Consider the following 19,474-nt stretch of genomic DNA (forward strand, 5'->3'; position numbering starts at 1 on the left):
CACTCCAAACGCGTCAATGCTGAGGAGAACGACGAGCCGGCCACAGCGGCGTCAGCGCAAGGCTGCCGCGCGCATGGCGAAGGATTTGGTTTCGAGCTTGATGATCGCCGGCCCTGTGAACTGGTCATAGCTCAGTCCCGGCGTCGGCTCGGCGGCGAAGCTCATCGCCAGCGCGACCTGCGGCTTGACGAAATAGCTGCGCATCGCGGTGAGGTCCACGTCGCCCATTTTCGTCACGGACATCGATGACGATGCGCTCGGCGTCAGCATGATGGCCCGCATCCAGGTCGAATCGGGGCCCTTGGCCGCCGAGATTCGCGTCGCCATCGTGATGGTGCCGTCCTGACCTTGCCCGTTCTTCGCGGCCACCGGGGCGGCCTCTGGCGCCGGCGCGACGCTGCGGGTCGCCGGGCGGGAGTTTCGCACCGGGATGGCGGTCGTGGAGGCGGCATTGGCGCGATCGAGCGGAGAGGAGGCCGGGGGCGCGAAGGCCATGGCCTGCATCAGGCTCGCGGTCTGCTGCTGATCGATCGACGACAGCGCACGGCGCGCCGTGATCGCGGCAACCTGCTCGGGGGTTGCCTGCTTCGGCGTCCCAGGATTGTCACCCCAGAAGCCGCGCGAATTGATGATGTCGGCGACGCTCTGCGGTGCGCCGTCCCTGGATTTGCTGCCGACAGCGCCCGTCGTTTCGGACTTCGTCTCGGGCCTGGTCGCCACGGGCTGAGCGGCAGATTGCGCATCCGCGGAGGCCAACTGCAGCGCATTGGCGATCTTGCCACGCGCGGTGGCGGCTTTGCTGTCCACCGCTCGCTCGGCGGTCCGGCTGTCCTTGTCGGAGCTCTTGTCAGCCGGCTTGGCGGCGAGTGCCGCGGTTTGGACCGGCTTGGCGTCGGCCTTGCTCTCGCTCTCGCCAGACTCGTCGTCATCCTCGCTCGGACGACCGCGGAACAGCCGTGCAAACAGGTTGGGGCGGCTGGACGACGCGCCATCGCCATTGCCGCGTTTCTCGATCTCGGCCTTCGCCAGCTCATAGCCCTTGAGCGGAACGCCGTTGCTCGGCACGTGAACGGTCTTTCCGTCGGGGAAGACGCGGGCGAGCTGGTCGGCCGTCATCCGCGGCCAGTGCCGGATGTTGCCGGTGTCGAGGTGCACGAAAGGCGAGCCGGAGGTCGGATAGAAGCCGACACCGCCGCGCTGCAGGCGCAGGCCGGCGAAGCGGATCTGCTCCAGCGGCACGTTGGGAATGTAGAAATCCATCGCGTGGCCCAGCATGTGCTGGCTGTGCCGCGCCACACCGGAATGCGCCGAGCGACGGCGCAGCATCGAATTGGTGGCGGGCGACCGGTACGACGAGATGATCTGGATCGGCTGCTTGGCGTCGACGTCGCGATAGACTTCCCAGAGGATGTCGAACAGGCGGCGGTCCATGACCGTCTCGTCCTGGGTACGCCAGTCGCGGAGGAAGTGATTGAGCTTCTTCAGCGCGTCTTCGTCATAGCGGCCCTCGCGCTTGAAGGTGACCGTCAGGTCCTCGCCGGAATGGGTGTGGTGGAAGGAGAGGGTGTGGGTTTCATTCAGCGCCGCTGCGTCATGCACCGAGCCGGCGCCGATGAGCAGCAGCAGCGCCGCCAGCCCGCATTGGCATCCAGCCTTCCAACCCGCCCTCGTGAGCGAAACAGATTGGCGCGCGAAAACAGACAGCAAGATGCAGCCCACCCCGTCGACGAGCGTTTACTCGATTACCCTCTTGCGGCCCGTCCGGCGGAAGAGAGAGGAAACGCTTACCTAAGGCGGGATGGTTAAGGGATACTGACCGGCCCGCCCCCCAATTACCCTTAACATATACTCTTGAGTGTGGCGAAAAAGAGCCATCGAATCTTGGTTGATCCTTGTGGTTAACCTAAAGCAAAGGCCCCGCCGATCGGCGAGGCCTTTGATCTCCAAACGGAAATTGTGACCGTGATTGGCGGCCTGATCAGCGGGTGAAGACCCGCCGGGCAGGACGGCCGACCGGCGCCGGCGGCGTCGGCGGGCCACCGCCACCGAACAGACGCTCGAAGAAGTTCGGGCCGGAGGAGAAGCTGTTGTCGCTGAGGCTGACCGAGTTCGGCAGCGCCCCCTTCGGACGCGCGTAGCTGGGTTGGGCGTGGGCGACGACGTTCTCGAGATCCTTGCCGCGGTTGTTCTTCAGGATCGCGATCATGGTGGCGTCGCGGCCATAGATGTCCTTGCGGAATTGCAGCTTGCCGGCATCGTCGACGAAGGCGGTCTGGTAGGTGATGTTGACCGGGATCGGCGTCGGGAATTTCAGGTCGATCTCGCTCCGGCCGTACATGCTGCGGATGCGCTCTGGCGTGTAGCGCTCGTTCGGCATGGTGATGTTGAGCAGCACCGACGCGTACTGATCCGGATACTGCACGCGCATGCAGCCGTGGCTGAAGGCGCGCTCGTCACGGGCGAACAGGTTCTTGTCCGGCGTGTCGTGCTGATAGACCAGGAACTTGTTCGGGAAGTTGAAGCGGATGCGGCCGAGCGCGTTGGCCTCGCCCGGCGGCTGCGAGATGTGGATCGAGCCGTCGCGCGCGCGCTCCAGCCGCAGGCCCATGCGGTCCAGCACGGTCGGGTCCTGCTGCAGCGCCGGCAGATACTCGTTGTAGATGATCGACGGCGGCACGTTCCAGGTCGGATTGACCGTGATGAACTTCATCGTCTCGCTGAGCAGCGGCGTCGCATGCTGCCCGGGCTTGCCGGTCACCACGCGGGTGGTCCACACCTGCGCGCCGTGTTGCATCACCTTCAGCGTGTAGTCGGGAATGTTGAGGATCACATAGGCGTCGCCGATCGCAGGCGCGCCGAGGTCGCGCGGCAACCAGCGCCAGCGCTCCATGTTGACGAGGACCGTATCGATCTGCTTGTCACGCTTGGGCGTGTTCAGCGCCTTCACGGTGCGGTCGTCGAGCACCCCGGTCGGCTTGAGGTCGACACTCTCCTGGAACTTGCGGACGGCGGCGGCGACCTTGGCGTCGTAGCGGATGTCGTCGGCATTCTCGGTGAGACCGAGCTTGGCGCGCAGCTTGGGCACGCGCGGGTCGGACATCTGCGCCTCGGCTTCCTGCGCATTCTTGCCGCGGGCCGGGGTGTATTTCAGCGGCTGGCCTTCGTCGATGATAACGGGCGCGCCATCGGTGACGCCGCGCAGCTCGGCAAGCTTGGCCTTCAACAGCTTGTAGAGCCGGTGCGGCGGGTTGTAGCTCTCCAGCGCCGCGGAGGCGTCCTTGGCGCCGGTGACGTTGGCCAGCACCTCGTTCGGGTCGACCGGGTGCTCGGGATACTGGATGTCCGCCGACACCTGCGACCAGTGCATGCGGCCGCTCTGCGCCTGGCGGGCGTAGTCCATCATGCTCTCGGTGAGCCTGAGATCGGCCTCCGCCAGTGCGTCCGGTGCGGAGGCTGCGGCCGCGAAGTCCGGCACCGGATAGTCGCCGGGATTGAGGCCATCGGCCGCTGCATCCTTGAGACGGGCGATGACGCCCTTCGCGGCGGCCGTCAGGTTGCCGCCCTGGGTCCAGATCGGCGCGTAGTCGCGGCCGGTGTAGAATTTCTCGACGGCGGCGCGTTCGGCCTTGCGGTCGAAATACCTTGTCGCCTTGGTCGCCATCAGGTCGCGCAGACGGTCGGCAACCGGCTGATCGGCGGCGGGAACGGTGCTGGCGGCCTTGACCGGCTCTGGGACTGTCGCGGTCGCAGGGGCTGCTGCAGGCGGCGTGGCGATGGTCTTGGCGGGATCGGCCGCAGGCGCCGCGGCAGAGTCGAGCGGCTTGGTCGTCGTCTCCGGCGCCTTGGCCGGGTCGGGCGACACGGTGGCGGTGGTGTCGAGTTTGAAGTCGCTGGCGGTCGGCGGCGGCACGTTGGCCGGCTCGGGGAACGGGATCGCCGCATCGATGGCAAGCTCGGCCGCGCTGCTGCGGGGCGGATCGCTCTGGGCGAAAGCAGAGGTCGAGGACACCGCGAGGAAGGTCGCCGCGACAGCCATGAGCACGCGGTCATATCCGCCACGGGTGGTCACACAATCTCGCATCGTCAATCCCTCGGATGATCTGTCCCGGCTGGAACAGGTGTAACAAGGTCGATCTGCCAGCTTCGGCGTCGGTACCGCCGGTGAGGATGGTTCACGTCTGCACGCAATGATTCACGCCCAAACGATACTCAAGCCCCACTTCTGCGGCCAGCGCCACACGGGACAACTCACGACAAACTGACTCTTGGGAAACCCCGGCCAAACCGATCGTGCGTTTGTGCCACGCGTTATTTCCTTTGTCTGTCACCGCAAGGCAACGGTTCAGATGTTCCAGTGTTGCCAAGACTTGCGGCCTTTTTCGGACGACAGCCAAGCGCGACCATGGTGAGGATCCGAGCGGCTCAGCCAAGCGGCGGGCTTTCCGTCGCGGGCGTCTCGCCATTGGCCTCGTCGAGCTTGCGGTAGAGCGTCGAGCGTCCGATTTTGAGGCGGCGCGCCACCTCAGACATCTGGCCGCGGTAATGGGCGATGGCGAAACGGATGATCTCATGCTCCATCTCCTCGAGCGGCCGCACCTCGCCGCTTGCGGTGAGCAGCGGCAGGAACCCATGCGAGGGCAGGGGGGCAATGGGGACTTCACTCCCCGGCACCATCGCAGGCAGGGGAGGAACGGGCCGCTCCACGGTGAGGGCCGGCGCAGGCTCCACCGGCGGCGCGTGGGTGGGAATCAGCGGAAAATCGGCAACGCCGAGCTGGTCGCTCTCGCCCATGACGACGGCGCGGTAGACCGCGTTTTCCAGCTGGCGGATATTGCCGGGCCAGTCGAGCTTGGTCAGATAGGCGACGGCCTCGCCGGTGATGCCCGAAATGGCGCGGTTCTCCTCAGCCGCAAACCGCGCGAGGAAATGCCGCAACAGATGCGGGATGTCCTCGCGGCGGGTGCGCAGCGGCGGAACGGTGAGCGGCAGCACATGCAGCCGGTAGAAGAGATCCTCGCGGAAGTGGCCTTCCTTGACGCGGTCTAGCAGCCTGCGATTGGTCGCCGAGATGATGCGCACGTCGACCTTGACCGGCTTGCGGCCGCCGACGGCTTCCACGGCGCCCTCCTGCAGGGCGCGCAGCAGCTTGACCTGGGCGGTGAGCGGCAGCTCCGAGACCTCGTCGAGGAACAGCGTGCCGCCATGGGCTTCGACGAACTTGCCCATGTGACGCTCGGTCGCGCCGGTGAATGCGCCCTTCTCGTGGCCGAACAGGATCGATTCCACCAGATTGTCCGGGATCGCGCCGCAATTGACGGCGACGAACGGCTTCGTCTTGCGCTCGCTGGTGCCGTGGATCGCGCGGGCGAACAGCTCCTTGCCGACGCCCGATTCGCCTTCGATCAGCACGGGAATCGACGAAGCCGCGGCCTTCTCCGCGATGCGCAGGATCGGCGCCATCGCCTCGGCGCGGGTGATGATGTCCGCGAAGGTCAGGCGCCCCTCGCGGCTGTGCCGGATGCGCTGCAATTCGCCCTTCAGGGCCGAGGTATTGAGCGCATTGCGCAGGGAGACCTGGAGCCGCTCGATGCCGACCGGCTTGACGACGAAATCCTGCGCGCCGGCGCGCATCGCGGAGATCACGTTGTCGATGCCGCCATGCGCGGTCTGCACGATCACGGGTATCGAGATCCCCGTCTCGCGCATCTTGGAGAGCACGCCCATGCCGTCGAGGCCGGGCATCACGAGGTCGAGCACGATGGCGTCGATGGGGCCGGCATCAGGATTCGTCAGCTTCTCGATGACGGCGTCGCCGGTCTCGACGACGACCGCCTCGTAGCCGCATTTCTGCACCATGTTCTCCACCAGCCGGCGCTGGACCGGATCATCATCGGCAATCAAAATGCTGGCAGCCATGGCTTTCCTTGCACGCTACGACTATCTGTCTCGAATCGGGGCACTCTCGCCGACGCCGATTAACGCAACCTTAAACCTCGCTGATCGGGATAAACGTTCGAACAACAGGTTACCCATCCGATGACCTCGCGCGCCTCTTCTGCCCTTCGCAAGCCGACCAAAGCTGCTCCTCCGCCCAAAACCGCGTCAAAGACTGCCAAGGCCAAGCCGGCCAAGAAGTCCGTCGTCAAGACTCCGTCGAAGCAGGCAGCCGCCAAGACCAAGCGTGGCGCGACGGCCAAATCGTCTGCAAAGCCGGCGAAGAAGGTGGTCGCGGCCAAGACGGGGATCGGGACGCTGCCCGAATGGAATCTCGGCGATCTTTATATGGGCATCGACGCGCCGGAGATCGCTCACGATCTCGCGAAGATGGATGCCGAATGCGTCGCGTTTGAGACCGACTACAAGGGCAAGCTTGCCGAGCATGTGGCGCGCGAAGACGGTGGCGAATGGCTCGCAGAAGCCGTGCGGCGCTACGAGGCGATCGACGACCTCGCCGGACGGCTCGGCTCCTTCGCGGGTCTCGCGCATGCCGGCGACAGCGTCGATCCTGCGATCTCGAAATTCTACGGCGACATCTCGGAGCGCCTGACGGCCGCGTCGACGCACCTGCTGTTCTTTCCGCTCGAGCTCAACCGCATCGACGATGCCGTGATCGCGCGCGCGATGGAGACGCCCGCGCTCGGTCACTACCGGCCATGGATCGAGGATCTGCGCAAGGACAAGCCGTACCAGCTCGAGGATCGCGTGGAGCAGCTGTTCCACGAGAAGTCGCAGACCGGCTATTCGGCTTGGAACCGGCTGTTCGACCAGACCATCGCCGGTCTACGGTTTCAAGTCGGTGGCAAGGAACTCGCGATCGAGCCGACGCTGAATTTCCTGCAGGACCGTGACGGCGCCAAGCGGAAGGCCGCCGCCGAGGCGCTGGCCAAGACCTTCAAGGCCAATGAGCGAACGTTCGCGCTGATCACCAATACGCTCGCCAAGGACAAGGACATCTCCGACCGCTGGCGCGGCTTCCAGGACGTTGCGGATTCGCGCCATCTCAACAATCGCGTCGAGCGCGAGGTGGTCGATGCGCTGGTGGCCTCGGTGCGCGCGGCCTATCCGAAGCTGTCGCATCGCTACTATCAGCTCAAGGCGCGCTGGTTCAAAAAGAAGAAGCTCGCGCATTGGGACCGCAACGCGCCGCTGCCCTTCGCCGCCAATGCCACCATCGCCTGGCCCGAGGCCAAGAACATGGTGCTGACGGCGTATCGCGGCTTCTCGCCCGAGATGGCCGACATCGCCCAGCGCTTCTTCGACCAGAGCTGGATCGATGCGCCGGTGCGGCCGGGCAAGGCGCCGGGCGCGTTCTCGCATCCGACCACGCCCTCGGCGCATCCCTATGTGCTGATGAACTACCAGGGCAAGCCGCGCGACGTCATGACGCTCGCGCATGAGCTCGGTCATGGCGTGCACCAGGTGCTGGCAGCGAAGAACGGTGCGCTGATGGCGCCGACGCCGCTGACGCTGGCCGAGACCGCGAGCGTGTTCGGCGAGATGCTGACCTTCAGGCGCCTGCTGTCCGAGACCAAGGACGCGAGGCAGCGCCAGGCGCTGCTCGCCGGCAAGGTCGAGGACATGATCAACACGGTGGTGCGGCAGATCGCGTTCTATTCGTTCGAGCGTGCTGTCCACACCGAGCGCAAGAACGGCGAGCTGACCGCGGAGCGGCTGGGACAGATCTGGCTGTCGGTGCAGACCGAGAGCCTCGGCGAGGCGATCGAGATCAAGCCGGGCTACGAGAACTTCTGGATGTACATCCCGCACTTCATCCATTCGCCGTTCTACGTCTACGCCTATGCCTTCGGGGACTGCCTCGTGAACTCGCTCTACGCCGTCTACGAGCATGCCGCCGAGGGGTTCGCCGAGCGCTATCTGGCGATGCTCGCGGCCGGCGGCACCAAGCACTATTCGGAGCTGCTCGCCCCGTTCGGCCTGGACGCCAAGGACCCCAGGTTCTGGGACGGTGGTCTCTCGGTCATCGCCGGGATGATCGACGAGCTGGAGCGGATGGGGTAGGGGCGTATAACATGTGTTGAACGGGTCGAAGAGGCGCGCCGGCGAGGTCAGCGAGGCCAGCCTGACGCGCTGGATCCGTGATAATTGGCCTTGCCAATAGGGCGATCGGAAAAGGTGATAAAACTGCCTTGCATGCCAGCCGTTGCCCTTGCATCGGCTTTGGGGTATGCGACCTTAACAAAGCATATTTTCTCTGGGGGACCCCGATGGCAAACCATGGCGAGATCGCCTACTCGACGGCTGACGGCAACGACTATCTGGCGCATGAGGCCACCTACGAGGGCTTCATCAGGCTGGTGAAGTACGGCACGATCGGCGTCGCTCTCATCGTCATCTTGATGGCTATTTTCCTCGCTTAATGTCGCGATCGGCCCGCCGGCATCCCCGCTGGCGGGCCTTCAGCTGACTGCCGAAGCCGATTGCTGACCAGGCGTCACGCTGTAGCCCATGGACGTCCCGCCCTCTTAAAGCTCGCGCGCGCATTCGCGCCGGAGGCCTCATGAAGATTGCCGTCGCCAAGGAAATCGACCCGTTGGAGCCGCGGGTCGCCGCCTCTCCCGACACGGTGAAGAAGTTCAAGGCGTTGGGTGCCGAGATCGCGGTCGAGCCCGGCGCCGGCATCAAATCCGGCCTGCCGGATTCGGAGTTCACGGCGGCGGGCGCAACCGTGAGCGCCGATGCGCTCAAGGACGCCGACATCATCATCAAGGTGAAACGGCCGGAAGCCTCCGAGCTTGCCAACTACCGGCGTGGCGCCTTGGTGTTCGCGATCATGGATCCCTACGGCAACGATACCGCGCTCAAGGCGATGGCCGATGCCGGCATTGCCTCGTTCGCGATGGAACTGATGCCGCGCATCACCCGCGCCCAGGTGATGGACGTGCTGTCGAGCCAGGCGAACCTCGCCGGCTACCGTGCCGTGATCGAGGGCGCCGAGGCGTTCGGTCGCGCCTTCCCGATGATGATGACCGCGGCCGGCACCGTGCCGGCGACCAAGGTCTTCGTGATGGGCGTCGGCGTCGCCGGCCTGCAGGCAATCGCAACCGCGCGCCGGCTCGGCGCCATGGTCTCCGCCACCGACGTGCGCCCCGCCACCAAGGAGCAGGTGGAGAGCCTCGGCGCCAAATTCCTGGCGGTCGAGGACGAGGAGTTCAAGAACGCGCAGACGGCCGGTGGCTACGCCAAGGAGATGTCCAAGGAGTACCAGGCCAAGCAGGCGGCGCTGACGGCGGAACACATCAAGAAGCAGGACGTCATCATCACAACCGCGCTGATTCCCGGCCGTCCGGCGCCGCGCCTCGTCACCATGGAGATGGTGAAGTCGATGCGCCCGGGCTCGGTCCTGGTCGACCTCGCGGTCGAGCGTGGCGGCAATGTCGAGGGCGTCAAGCTCGGCGAGACTGTCGAGATCGACGGCGTCAAGATCATCGGCTACCCCAATCTCGCCGGCCGGGTCGCAGCGTCCGCCTCCGGCCTGTACGCCCGCAACCTGTTTTCCTTCATCGAGACGATGATCGACAAGAAGGAAAAGACACTGGCGGTCAACTGGGACGATGAGCTGGTCAAGGCCACGGCTTTGACAAAGGATGGCGCCATCGTCCACCCGAACTTCCAGCCGAAGGCCTAAGGAGCAGAGCCATGGAACATGTCGTCCAAGCCGTCGACCCCTTCGTCTTCCGGCTGTCGATCTTCGTGCTGGCTGTGTTCGTCGGCTACTTCGTGGTGTGGTCGGTGACGCCGGCCCTGCACACGCCGCTGATGTCGGTGACCAATGCGATCTCCTCGGTGATCGTGGTCGGCGCGCTGCTGGCGGTCGGCGTTCCCATGCTCTCGAGCGGCAGCGGTCTGGCGCGAGCGTTCGGCTTCGTCGCGCTGATCTTCGCCTGCGTGAACATCTTCGGCGGCTTCCTCGTCACCCAGCGCATGCTGGCGATGTACAAGAAGAAGTCCAGGTAACAACGCCGCACGACGCGGGATGACAGGCACAACGGGGCATCTGCAATGAACGCCAATCTGTCGGCACTCCTTTATCTCGTGGCAGGTGTGCTGTTCATCCTGTCTCTTCGCGGGCTGTCGAGCCCGGCCTCGAGCCGGCAAGGCAACTTCTTCGGCATGGCCGGCATGGCGATTGCGGTCGCCACCACCCTGGCCGGGCATCCACCGGCGGATGCGATCGCCTGGGTGCTCGTCATCCTCGGCGTTGCGATCGGCGGCGGTATCGGTGCGGTGATTGCGCGCCGGGTGCCGATGACGTCGATGCCCGAGCTCGTGGCGGCGTTTCATTCGCTGGTCGGCATGGCCGCGGTGCTGGTCGCCGCCGGCGCGTTCTTCGCGCCGGAAGCCTTCGACATCGGCACGCCCGGCAACATCCATCCGCAGAGCCTGGTCGAAATGTCGCTCGGCGTCGCCATTGGCGCGCTGACCTTCACCGGCTCGGTCATCGCCTTCCTCAAGCTGTCCGCGCGGATGAGCGGTGCACCGATCATCCTGCCGGCGCGCCACATCATCAACATTGCGCTCGCGGTCGCGCTCGTCTTCTTCGTGGTCCGCCTGGTGATGACCGGCGGCGGCTTCGACTTCCTGATGGTGACGCTGCTGGCGCTGGCGCTCGGCGTGCTCATGATCATCCCGATCGGCGGCGCCGACATGCCGGTCGTGATCTCGATGCTGAATTCCTATTCGGGCTGGGCCGCGGCCGGCATCGGCTTCACGCTCGGCAATTCGGCGCTGATCATCACCGGCGCGCTGGTCGGCTCGTCCGGTGCGATCCTGTCCTACATCATGTGCCACGCGATGAACCGGTCCTTCATCTCGGTCATCCTCGGCGGCTTCGGTGGCGAGACCGCAGCGGCCGGCGGGGCGACAGGCGAGCAGAAGCCGGCCAAGCTCGGCTCGGCCGACGACGCCGCCTTCATCATGAAGAACGCCTCCAAGGTCATCATCGTCCCCGGCTACGGCATGGCGGTCGCCCAGGCGCAGCACGCGCTGCGCGAGATGGCCGACACGCTGAAGAAGGAAGGCGTCGAGGTGAAATACGCGATTCATCCGGTCGCGGGCCGCATGCCCGGCCACATGAACGTGCTGCTCGCCGAAGCCAACGTTCCCTACGACGAGGTGTTCGAGCTCGAGGACATCAACTCGGAATTCGCCCAGGCCGACGTCGCCTTCGTGATCGGCGCCAACGACGTCACCAATCCGGCGGCCGAGGAGGACAAGTCCTCGCCGATCTACGGCATGCCCGTGCTGCAAGTCTGGAAGGCCGGCACCGTGATGTTCATCAAGCGCTCGCTCGCCTCGGGCTATGCCGGCATCGACAATCCGCTGTTCTACCGCGACAACACGATGATGCTGCTCGGCGACGCCAAGAAGATGACCGAGAACATCGTCAAGGGCATGTAGCCCACGGCGTCGGGAGCCATGACGTTTCTGAAATGGCTCCTGATCGTCGTGGCGGCGGTCTACGGCATCGTGCTTGCGACCCTGTTCGTCCGCCAGCGTGCGATGCTGTTTCCCATTCCGCCGGTCGGCCGCACGGCACCGGCTGCAGCCGGGCTTCCTCAGGCTGAGGAGCATGTGCTGACCTCGGCCGATGGCGAGCGGGTCATCGTCTGGCATGTGCCGGCGAAGCCGGGCCGCAAGGTCGTTCTGTACTTCCCGGGCAATGGCGATTTTCTTGCCGGCGTGGCGTCGCGCTTCAAGGCGCTCACGGCCGACGGTACCGGTCTCGTTGCGCTTTCCTATCGCGGCTATGCGGGGTCCAGCGGCAGTCCCAGTGAGCCCGGGCTGCTGCAAGATGCCGCAGTCGCCTATGCGTTCACGACAGAGCGCTACGAGGCGGGACGGATCGTCGCCTGGGGCTTTTCCCTCGGCAGCGGTGTCGCCACCGCCATCGCGGCGGAGCATCCGATCTCCAAGTTGATCCTCGAAGCCCCTTATACGTCGACCGTGGACGTCGCCTCCGCGATGCTCAGGGTCGTCCCGGTCAGCCTGCTGATGCTCGACCGCTTCCATTCCGACCAGCGCATCGCCAATGTGCATGTGCCGCTGTTGATCATGCACGGCGAACGGGATCCGGCGATTTCGATCCGCTTCGGGGAACGATTGTTCGCACTTGCGCATGACCCAAAGCGCTTCGTACGGTTTCCCGACGGCGGACATAACGACCTGGATCTTTTTGGTGCGACTGAGACGGCAAAGAGCTTCATCGACAATCCGTAACGTCCGTGGATCGCGGTGGCCGGCCCTGCGCGGGACCATCCTACTCCTTGTCTTTGGGAGCCTGCCAGTGCAGGCGCATGCGGCCGGGCTGAACGGCTCCGCGATGACCTGGCCGTTCGCGCTGCCGTTCGCGGGACTGCTGTTGTCGATTGCGCTCGGGCCGCTGCTGTTTGCCAGGTTCTGGCATCATCACTACGGAAAGATCGCCGCGGCATGGGCCTTGATGACGTTGGCGGCGTTGACCTGGAATGCAGGGCTCGGCACGGCGCTCGCCGCCTTCGTCCACGCGCTGCTCGCCGAGTATCTCAGCTTCATCGTGCTGCTGTTCGCCCTCTATACGGTGGCCGGCGGAATCCTGGTGACCGGCGACATCAGAGGTACACCTGCGACAAATACGGCCATCCTGGCACTCGGCACGATCATCGCGAGCGTCGTCGGCACGACGGGCGCCGCGATGATCCTGGTGCGCCCCCTGATCCGCGCCAATCTGAGCCGGCCGCATAATGTGCATGTGCTGATCTTCTTCATCATTCTGGCCGCCAATGTCGGTGGTGCACTGAGCCCGCTCGGCGATCCACCGCTGTTCGTCGGCTTTCTGCGTGGTGTCGACTTCTTCTGGACGACGCAACATCTCTGGCTGCAGACCGCGATCGTCGCCGGATTGCTGCTCATCGTCTTTGCCGCTACCGACTGGTGGCGCTTCCGCGCGGAGAAGCTTGCGTCGCAAGCGTCCGTAACAAGGGAGCCGGTGCGCATTCGCGGCCTCATCAATGTCGTTTTGATCGCCGCGATCGTTGCCAATACGCTGCTATCGGCGACCTGGAAGCCGGGCATCTCCTTCGACGTTTTCGGCACGCATGTCGAGCTTCAGAACCTCGTGCGCGATGCCGTCCTCGTGACGATCGCCGGACTGTCGCTGTGGCTGACGCCGGACGAGCACCGCGAGGCGAACGGGTTCAACTGGGAGCCGATTCGAGAGGTCGCCAAACTGTTCGCGGCGATCTTCACCGCGATCGTCCCGGTCATCGCCATGCTGAATGCGGGGCGCAGTGGCTCTTTCGGTTGGCTCTTGGATGCCGTGACGACACCCGCCGGCGCGCCGCGGGAGGTCGCCTATTTCTGGTTCACCGGGCTGATGTCGGCCTTCCTCGACAATGCCCCGACCTATCTCTTGTTCTTCGAATTGGCGGGCGGCGATCCCAAGCTGCTGATGGGCGAGCTCTCGGGAACGCTGGCGGCGATCTCGATGGGCGCAGTCTACATGGGCGCGCTGACCTATATCGGAAATGCGCCGAACTTCATGGTCGCAGCGATCGCCACTGAGCGCGGCATCAAGATGCCGAGTTTCTTCGGCTACATGCTGCGGGCAGGTGCCGTCCTCATTCCGCTGTTCGTGCTGCTGACCGTGCTTCCGATCCATCCGCTGCTCAGCCCGCATTGACCTGATCGACGGCACTTTCAGAGACCGTCCAGGTTGACCCGGTCACGGCCGGACCGCGTGACGATCGCCTCGCGGTCGCGCATAGTCGGACAGAACGGATCGAAGGACGCGAATCATGAGCGTAAGGGGCGCAACGCCCGCATCATCGGTGATCTTTCCCGGCCTGGCGGTCGCGCTCGTCGCGATCGTCACGGCGACGCATTATGACTTCACGCCTTCGGCCGCCGGCGTGGTCTTCGCCGCGGTGCTGCTGGTGATCCTGTTCGGCACGGTGTTCGCGGCCGTGCACCATGCCGAGGTGATCGCGCATGAGATCGGCGAGCCGTTCGGCACGCTGCTCCTGACCCTGGCGGTGACGGTGATCGAGGTGGCGCTGATCGCCACCATCATGCTCGGCGACAAGGCTGCGCCCGCGCTGGCCCGCGACACCGTGTTCGCGGTCGTCATGATCGTGTGCAACGGCCTGGCCGGCATCTGCATCTTCATCGGCGGCCTGCGCTATCGCGAGCAGGACGTGCTGGTCTCCGGTGCCAATCTGTATCTCAGCGTACTGTTTACGATGGCAACCATCACACTGGTGCTGCCGAATTATACCTTGACGTCGCCTGGTCCGGTGTATTCTGCCGTGCAGATCGCCTTCGTCAGCGTCGTGACGATCCTGCTCTACGCGGTGTTCCTGTATACGCAGACCACCCGCCATCGGGATTATTTCGTCGGCGGCTCGGCTGGGTTCGCCGATGACGATGTCCGGCTGCCGCGTGCGAAGCTGTTGCTCAGTGTCGGGCTGCTGCTGGTCGCACTGCTCGCTGTGGTCCTGCTTGCCAAGAAGTTCTCGCTGGTGGTCGACGCCGGCGTTGCCGCAACGGGGGCGCCGCAGGCGGTCGCAGGCGTGCTGGTGGCGCTGTTGATCCTGCTGCCGGAGAGTGTCGCCGCCCTCTCGGCCGCCCGCGCCAACGACCTTCAGAAGAGCATCAATCTCGCGCTTGGCTCCTCGCTCGCCACCATAGGGCTGACCATCCCGGCAGTGGCGGTCGCCGCCCATGTGCTCGACAGGCAGCTCGTCCTCGGGCTGGACCCGCAGGGAACAGTGCTGCTGGTGCTGACCTTCGTCCTGAGCATGCTGACCTTCGGCACCGGACGGACGAACATCCTGTTCGGGCTGGTGCACATGGTGGTGTTCGCGATATTCGTGTTCCTGCTCTTCGTCCCCTGATTCAAGAGATCCAGCATGCTCAGCGCTCAGTCCGACGTCCAGGTCGATACGCCCGAAGTCCGCGTCACGGAGTGGCGGCTATTGCCCGGCAGTGCCACGGGGCGCCACGTTCATGAGATGGATTACGTGATCGTGCCGGTCACCGCGGGCGAGATGACGATCGTGGCGCCGTCCGGCGAGCGCTCGAAGGCGCAGCTCGCGGTCGGCAAATCCTATTTCCGAAAGGCCGGTGTCGAACACGATGTGCTGAACGAGACCGGTTCCGAGATCGTTTTCCTCGAAGTTGAATTGAAGCCGTAACCAATTGTTTACCGGGATGCCGCTGATTGTGGTATCTTGAGCCGGCGATCCGGAAGCTGTGGCAACACCCTCGGATTGCTGGCTCCGGTTTCAAAGGATTTCAGGAAACGACTTTTCGGCGGTCGCGTCTGCGCGGAGTGCAGTCTGCGAGCTTCGGAAGGTGTGGGATGGTCCCTTAATTGTGCCTCAAAGTTCCCGCAAATACCGCGCGGGAGTGGTCAGCATGCTGAAATATCTCACAAAGTTCGCCATGGAGATCATCCCGTCGGTGGTTGCCACCATCATCGGGGCCTACATCGTCAATCACTACATCAACACCAAGCCGGACTCGCCGCCATCGACCGTGGCGTCGGTGGCGTCGGCTGCCTACGCCAAGCTCACCGGCTCAAAGAGCGACGCTCCGAAATCCACGGGCAAGGGGACCGACCCTGCCAAGCTGGAAGCGAAGGCCGATCCCAAGTCTGACGCCAAGCCGGCGGAAACGTCGAACGAGATCTCCAGCATTCCCGCTCCCGGCATCAAGGCCAAGGGCGTGTCGGAGAAGTCGCTGGCCGACAAGGCCGCCGAGAAGGCGGTCGAAGTGAAGCCGGCCGAAACGGCGAGCCTCCCGGCCGATCCGCAGGCCTCGCGCCATCCCGCGTCGCCGCGGGAAAAACTGATTGCGCGCGGTACTCCGGCCGAGGCCCCAGCGACCCAGCAGGAAGATCGCCGGGATGCCGCTGATCTCGCCCGCGCGGCGATCGAGCGGTTGCGCGCGAGCGAAGGTACCGGCAAGGCGGTTGTCGAGAAGCCGTCGAGCGACGCACCCCGGGGCGCTGGCGAGGCGCCGCGCATCGCGACCGTCGCGCCACCGGTGTCTCCGGTCCGTCCGCTGCCGCCTCCCGTGACGGTGTCTGCGCCACCGGTCGAGCAGGGCTTTGCCTTGCCGTCGGCCTCGAGCCCGCCCTACACGGGATCATTGCAGCCGGACGGGCGCCCGACGCCTCCGGCGGAGATCCCTATCCAGCAGTTGCGTCCGCTCGACCTGCGCGCCGACAAGACTGATCCATCGATCAAGGACCAGATGTCCAACGTGGCGCAGGACATGATGTCCGCAGCCAAATCGGTGTTCCACTCGGTGTTGCCGAAGTAGCCGATCGAAGCGTTCGCGGACGTGATCGAGGCGGTGGGCCGGGGCGGTCTGCCGCTTTTTCTTTGGAGTGGCGAACTCTGCAGCGATGCGAGGAGCGGCGGCGCAGCCCGGATTGACCCTGGTCGCCGGATGGCAGGAGGCGCGAAATCAAAAGGAGGCGCCCAAAACAAAAACGCGAGCCAAAGGCCCGCGCTTCAGACGACGTCAGATCAATCTGGCCAGATCAGCGCGGCGCGCTGGGACGGGCACCTGCACCCGGACCACGACCAGCACCACGGTCACCGCCGGGGCCAGCGCCGAACACCGGCTTCGGCTTCATCGGCAGCAGGCCTTCACGCTGCAACTTCTTGCGGGCCAGCTTGCGCGCACGACGCACGGCTTCGGCCTTCTCGCGGGCTTTCTTCTCGGACGGCTTCTCGTAATGGCCGCGAAGCTTCATCTCGCGGAAAATGCCCTCACGCTGCATCTTCTTCTTGAGCGCCTTGAGGGCTTGATCGACATTGTTATCGCGAACGAGAACCTGCACGCGGCATCCTCTTTCTCAGTCTATCGGTTTGAAATCTGGTGAAGCCAGGGCTGGCAGATGGCCGCGCCCTTGACCTTGAGCGCGCCCGTGTATCAGAGGACATCCTCGCTGTCCACCCGCTGACGGGCTCTTGACCGCAAGTTTAACCTCGCCGGAGCGGTTTATTTCAGCCCTGCCTCGGCGGCAGTGGCGAGACCTGGGTCACATGCCCCATCTTGCGGCCCGGACGAGCGGCGCCCTTGCCGTAGAGATGCACGGTGGCGCCCGGAACCGTGAGCCACTGCTCGTAGCTGTCGATCTCGTCCCCGATCAGGTTCGTCATCGTGACGTGACCGTGGCGCAGCGGCTTGCCGAGCGGCCAACCGGCGATCGCCCGGATGTGCTGTTCGAATTGGGAAATCGAGGCGCCATCGAGGGTCCAGTGGCCGGAATTATGCACCCGCGGGGCAATTTCGTTGACCAGGACGCCTTGAGTGGGACCGTCCGACACCACGAACATCTCCACGGCCAGCACCCCGACGTAGTCGAGGGCGGTCGCGATCCGGCTGGCAATGTCCCTGGCTTCGTCGGCGAGCGCATCAGGGATACGCGCCGGCGCCCGCGACACCTTCAGGATGTGATCGCGATGCTCGTTCTCGGTCACGTCGAAGCACTCGACCTGACCGTCGGCCGCTCGGGCCGCCACGACCGAGATCTCGCGCTCGAACGGAACGAACGCTTCGAGGATGGCCGATTTGGTGCCGAGCTCGGCCCAGATCCGCTCGAGATCGTCACCCTGGTGGATCTTGATCTGACCCTTGCCGTCATAGCCAAATCGCCGCGTCTTCAGCACGGCCGGTAAGCCGATCCGGAACGCGGCTTCGCGCAAGGTGGCGACCGAGGACACATCCGCATAGGTCGCGGTGCCGATGCCCAGCGAGGTGACGAAATCCTTCTCGGTGAGGCGATCCTGGGTGGTCTCGAGCGCCGAACGCCGCGGCAGCACCGGGCGTCTGGCCGCCAGCACCATGGCCGCAGCCGAGGGGACGTTTTCGAACTCGTAGGTGACGACGTCGACGTCGTTGGCGAACAGCTCGAGCGCCTCGACGTCGGCATATTCGGCGCAGGTTGCGTTCAGCACGACGTCGAAGGCGGGGGAGTCCGGGTCCGGCGAGAACACCTGGCAGCGCAGCCCGAGCCGCGCCGCAGCAAGCGCCAGCATGCGGCCGAGCTGGCCGCCGCCGAGAATACCGATGGTGTCGCCGGGCTTGAGCTTCACCCGATTGGAGTCGGTCACGCCGTGCCCTCCGGACGTTCGGCGATCGCATTGGTCTGCGCCTGCCGCCAAGCCGACAGACGGCTGGCGAGCGCGGAGTCCGAGAGAGCGAGCACGCTGGCCGCCAGCAGCGCTGCGTTAATGGCGCCGGATTTGCCGATGGCGAGCGTTCCGACCGGAATTCCGGCCGGCATCTGGACGATGGAATACAGCGAATCGACCCCCGACAGCGCCTTCGACTCGACGGGAACGCCGAACACGGGCAGTTCCGTAAGCGAGGCCGTCATGCCCGGCAGATGGGCGGCGCCGCCGGCACCGGCGATCACGACCTTGTAGCCCGCCGCCTTGGCACCCTTGGCGAAAGCATACAGCCGGTCTGGGGTGCGGTGCGCCGAGACGATCCGGGCGTCGTAGCTCACGCCCAGGGCGTCAAGCGTCTCGGCGGTATGGCGCATGGTATCCCAGTCCGACTGGCTTCCCATGATGATGGCGATCGGGGCGGTCATGACCTCAATTCTTCTCGGGAATCCATCAGCATGGGCCGGAGTATAGGATCGGTCCTGACAGCGGCAAGCCATGGCATGGAGGTACGAATGGACTATCCTGTCTTGGTCAAGCCCGGCAAGCCCAAACGATGGCGCGGCAGGTGTCCGATGAAAAAGAAGCGCATGGCGGCCGCGTGGCGAGCCGGGAAGCGAAGAACCCGCTACCGTCATCGGCCTTCGCGGCGCGCGCGGGCTCCTGAACCCGGTTCCGTACCGGCAGGCGCGCGGCACACGATCCGACGCCTCAAGGCGGAGTTGGCGACAGCACAGGCCCGGATCGCCGAGCTGACGGCCTCCGCTGAGCGCGATTTCCTGCTCGACATCTTTAATCGTCGCGGCTTCGCCCGCGAACTCCATCGTTCCATCGCCTTCATCAAGCGCTACGACGCGACCGGTGCTCTCATCGTGCTCGACGTCGATCGGCTGAAACCGATCAATGATACGTTCGGCCATGCCGCCGGTGATGAGGTCCTGAAGGCGGTTGCGCGTGTCCTCGGCGAGCATGTCCGATCCTCCGACGTGATCGGTCGGCTCGGCGGCGACGAGTTCGGCGTGCTGCTCTGGCACCTCAGCGCGGCGGACGCACATGCCAAGGCGACGGAGCTGGAACAGGCCCTCGACAGCCTGACCTTCACCTTCGGCGATCAGACCGTGCGTGCCGGCGCGTCGGCCGGGATTGCCCTTCTCGACAAGCGCGTCAACCCAGTACGTGCGTTGGAGGAAGCCGACCGTGCGATGTATATGCGCAAGGCCCAGCGGAGGTACGAGAGCCCCGCGCACGGCACGGCCCTGTCGGGCGACCAGCGGTGACGCTCGTGGGCCGTC

At 65.1% G+C, this 19,474-nt stretch carries 17 protein-coding genes; 11 read left to right on the forward strand and 6 right to left on the reverse strand.

Annotated elements, in window-relative coordinates:
• Positions 1 to 51 precede the first annotated feature (51 nt).
• From QW863_RS29475 to QW863_RS29485, 3 genes are all read right to left on the reverse strand, one after another.
• Entirely contained in the window at positions 52 to 1,707 is a 1,656-nt protein-coding gene (locus QW863_RS29475; protein WP_315717568.1) for a DUF882 domain-containing protein, read from the reverse strand.
• A 271-nt stretch (positions 1,708 to 1,978) separates the two neighbouring features.
• A complete protein-coding gene (locus QW863_RS29480) occupies positions 1,979 to 4,036 on the reverse strand; it encodes a murein L,D-transpeptidase (RefSeq protein WP_315717622.1) in 2,058 nt (685 codons plus the stop codon).
• A gap of 386 nt (positions 4,037 to 4,422) precedes the next feature.
• Complete coding sequence (locus QW863_RS29485) at positions 4,423 to 5,916, reverse strand: sigma-54 dependent transcriptional regulator (protein WP_315717567.1); 1,494 nt, start codon at positions 5,914 to 5,916, stop codon at positions 4,423 to 4,425.
• A gap of 120 nt (positions 5,917 to 6,036) precedes the next feature.
• Between QW863_RS29485 and QW863_RS29490 the strand changes: the two genes are divergently transcribed.
• The 10 genes from QW863_RS29490 (at position 6,037) to QW863_RS29535 (ending at position 16,323) form a co-directional block, all read left to right on the forward strand.
• Positions 6,037 to 8,019: a M3 family oligoendopeptidase gene (locus tag QW863_RS29490; protein ID WP_315717566.1), complete on the forward strand. Its 1,983-nt coding sequence runs from the start codon at positions 6,037 to 6,039 to the stop codon at positions 8,017 to 8,019.
• Between the two features lie 206 nt (positions 8,020 to 8,225).
• A complete protein-coding gene (locus QW863_RS29495; protein ID WP_315717565.1) occupies positions 8,226 to 8,378 on the forward strand; it encodes an aa3-type cytochrome c oxidase subunit IV in 153 nt (50 codons plus the stop codon).
• 140 nt (positions 8,379 to 8,518) lie between these two features.
• The gene (locus QW863_RS29500; RefSeq protein WP_315717564.1) at positions 8,519 to 9,646 is read left to right on the forward strand and encodes a Re/Si-specific NAD(P)(+) transhydrogenase subunit alpha; all 1,128 of its coding nucleotides are present in this window, start codon (positions 8,519 to 8,521) and stop codon (positions 9,644 to 9,646) included.
• Between the two features lie 11 nt (positions 9,647 to 9,657).
• Positions 9,658 to 9,975: a proton-translocating transhydrogenase family protein gene (locus QW863_RS29505; RefSeq protein WP_315717563.1), complete on the forward strand. Its 318-nt coding sequence runs from the start codon at positions 9,658 to 9,660 to the stop codon at positions 9,973 to 9,975.
• A 45-nt stretch (positions 9,976 to 10,020) separates the two neighbouring features.
• Positions 10,021 to 11,418 carry an NAD(P)(+) transhydrogenase (Re/Si-specific) subunit beta gene (locus tag QW863_RS29510; RefSeq protein ID WP_315717562.1) on the forward strand — a complete coding sequence of 466 codons (1,398 nt, stop codon included), beginning with the start codon at positions 10,021 to 10,023 and terminating at the stop codon, positions 11,416 to 11,418.
• A gap of 18 nt (positions 11,419 to 11,436) precedes the next feature.
• Positions 11,437 to 12,237 carry an alpha/beta hydrolase gene (locus QW863_RS29515; RefSeq protein WP_315717561.1) on the forward strand — a complete coding sequence of 267 codons (801 nt, stop codon included), beginning with the start codon at positions 11,437 to 11,439 and terminating at the stop codon, positions 12,235 to 12,237.
• Between the two features lie 103 nt (positions 12,238 to 12,340).
• A complete protein-coding gene (locus QW863_RS29520; RefSeq protein WP_315717621.1) occupies positions 12,341 to 13,678 on the forward strand; it encodes a sodium:proton antiporter in 1,338 nt (445 codons plus the stop codon).
• Between the two features lie 115 nt (positions 13,679 to 13,793).
• The gene (locus QW863_RS29525) at positions 13,794 to 14,891 is read left to right on the forward strand and encodes an ionic transporter y4hA (protein WP_315717560.1); all 1,098 of its coding nucleotides are present in this window, start codon (positions 13,794 to 13,796) and stop codon (positions 14,889 to 14,891) included.
• A 15-nt stretch (positions 14,892 to 14,906) separates the two neighbouring features.
• The gene (locus QW863_RS29530; protein WP_315717559.1) at positions 14,907 to 15,191 is read left to right on the forward strand and encodes a cupin domain-containing protein; all 285 of its coding nucleotides are present in this window, start codon (positions 14,907 to 14,909) and stop codon (positions 15,189 to 15,191) included.
• Positions 15,192 to 15,414: 223 nt separating this feature from the next.
• On the forward strand, positions 15,415 to 16,323 hold the full coding sequence (locus tag QW863_RS29535) for a hypothetical protein (RefSeq protein WP_315717558.1): 909 nt from the start codon (positions 15,415 to 15,417) through the stop codon (positions 16,321 to 16,323).
• Positions 16,324 to 16,546: 223 nt separating this feature from the next.
• Here the strand turns inward: QW863_RS29535 and rpsU are convergent, their stop codons facing one another.
• The 3 genes from rpsU to purE all read right to left on the reverse strand — a co-directional run bounded on the left by rpsU (position 16,547) and on the right by purE (position 18,610).
• Entirely contained in the window at positions 16,547 to 16,849 is a 303-nt protein-coding gene (rpsU, locus tag QW863_RS29540) for a 30S ribosomal protein S21 (RefSeq protein ID WP_315717557.1), read from the reverse strand.
• Between the two features lie 166 nt (positions 16,850 to 17,015).
• The gene (locus QW863_RS29545) at positions 17,016 to 18,125 is read right to left on the reverse strand and encodes a 5-(carboxyamino)imidazole ribonucleotide synthase (RefSeq protein ID WP_315717556.1); all 1,110 of its coding nucleotides are present in this window, start codon (positions 18,123 to 18,125) and stop codon (positions 17,016 to 17,018) included.
• On the reverse strand, positions 18,122 to 18,610 hold the full coding sequence (purE, locus tag QW863_RS29550) for a 5-(carboxyamino)imidazole ribonucleotide mutase (protein ID WP_315717555.1): 489 nt from the start codon (positions 18,608 to 18,610) through the stop codon (positions 18,122 to 18,124). The genes QW863_RS29545 and purE overlap by 4 nt, the downstream gene beginning before the upstream one ends.
• 87 nt (positions 18,611 to 18,697) lie before the next feature.
• On the opposite strand from purE, the gene QW863_RS29555 reads away from it, so the two are divergent.
• Positions 18,698 to 19,459: a GGDEF domain-containing protein gene (locus QW863_RS29555; protein ID WP_315717554.1), complete on the forward strand. Its 762-nt coding sequence runs from the start codon at positions 18,698 to 18,700 to the stop codon at positions 19,457 to 19,459.
• The last annotated feature ends 15 nt before the right edge of the window (positions 19,460 to 19,474 follow it).

The organism is Bradyrhizobium sp. SZCCHNR1017, assembly GCF_032381375.1.
GTDB lineage: Bacteria > Pseudomonadota > Alphaproteobacteria > Rhizobiales > Xanthobacteraceae > Bradyrhizobium.

Excerpts from the sequence above, each read along its gene's own strand:
- QW863_RS29500 (WP_315717564.1), top strand. The coding sequence starts at position 8,519 with ATGAAGATTGCCGTCGCCAAGGAAATCGACCCGTTGGAGCCGCGGGTC.
- QW863_RS29535 (WP_315717558.1), top strand. The coding sequence starts at position 15,415 with ATGCTGAAATATCTCACAAAGTTCGCCATGGAGATCATCCCGTCGGTG.
- QW863_RS29495 (WP_315717565.1), top strand. The coding sequence starts at position 8,226 with ATGGCAAACCATGGCGAGATCGCCTACTCGACGGCTGACGGCAACGAC.
- QW863_RS29515 (WP_315717561.1), top strand. The coding sequence starts at position 11,437 with ATGACGTTTCTGAAATGGCTCCTGATCGTCGTGGCGGCGGTCTACGGC.
- QW863_RS29490 (WP_315717566.1), top strand. The coding sequence starts at position 6,037 with ATGACCTCGCGCGCCTCTTCTGCCCTTCGCAAGCCGACCAAAGCTGCT.
- QW863_RS29520 (WP_315717621.1), top strand. The coding sequence starts at position 12,341 with ATGACCTGGCCGTTCGCGCTGCCGTTCGCGGGACTGCTGTTGTCGATT.
- QW863_RS29480 (WP_315717622.1), bottom strand. The coding sequence starts at position 4,036 with ATGGCTGTCGCGGCGACCTTCCTCGCGGTGTCCTCGACCTCTGCTTTC.
- QW863_RS29505 (WP_315717563.1), top strand. The coding sequence starts at position 9,658 with ATGGAACATGTCGTCCAAGCCGTCGACCCCTTCGTCTTCCGGCTGTCG.
- QW863_RS29555 (WP_315717554.1), top strand. The coding sequence starts at position 18,698 with ATGGACTATCCTGTCTTGGTCAAGCCCGGCAAGCCCAAACGATGGCGC.
- QW863_RS29510 (WP_315717562.1), top strand. The coding sequence starts at position 10,021 with ATGAACGCCAATCTGTCGGCACTCCTTTATCTCGTGGCAGGTGTGCTG.
- QW863_RS29525 (WP_315717560.1), top strand. The coding sequence starts at position 13,794 with ATGAGCGTAAGGGGCGCAACGCCCGCATCATCGGTGATCTTTCCCGGC.
- purE (WP_315717555.1), bottom strand. The coding sequence starts at position 18,610 with ATGACCGCCCCGATCGCCATCATCATGGGAAGCCAGTCGGACTGGGAT.
- QW863_RS29530 (WP_315717559.1), top strand. The coding sequence starts at position 14,907 with ATGCTCAGCGCTCAGTCCGACGTCCAGGTCGATACGCCCGAAGTCCGC.
- QW863_RS29485 (WP_315717567.1), bottom strand. The coding sequence starts at position 5,916 with ATGGCTGCCAGCATTTTGATTGCCGATGATGATCCGGTCCAGCGCCGG.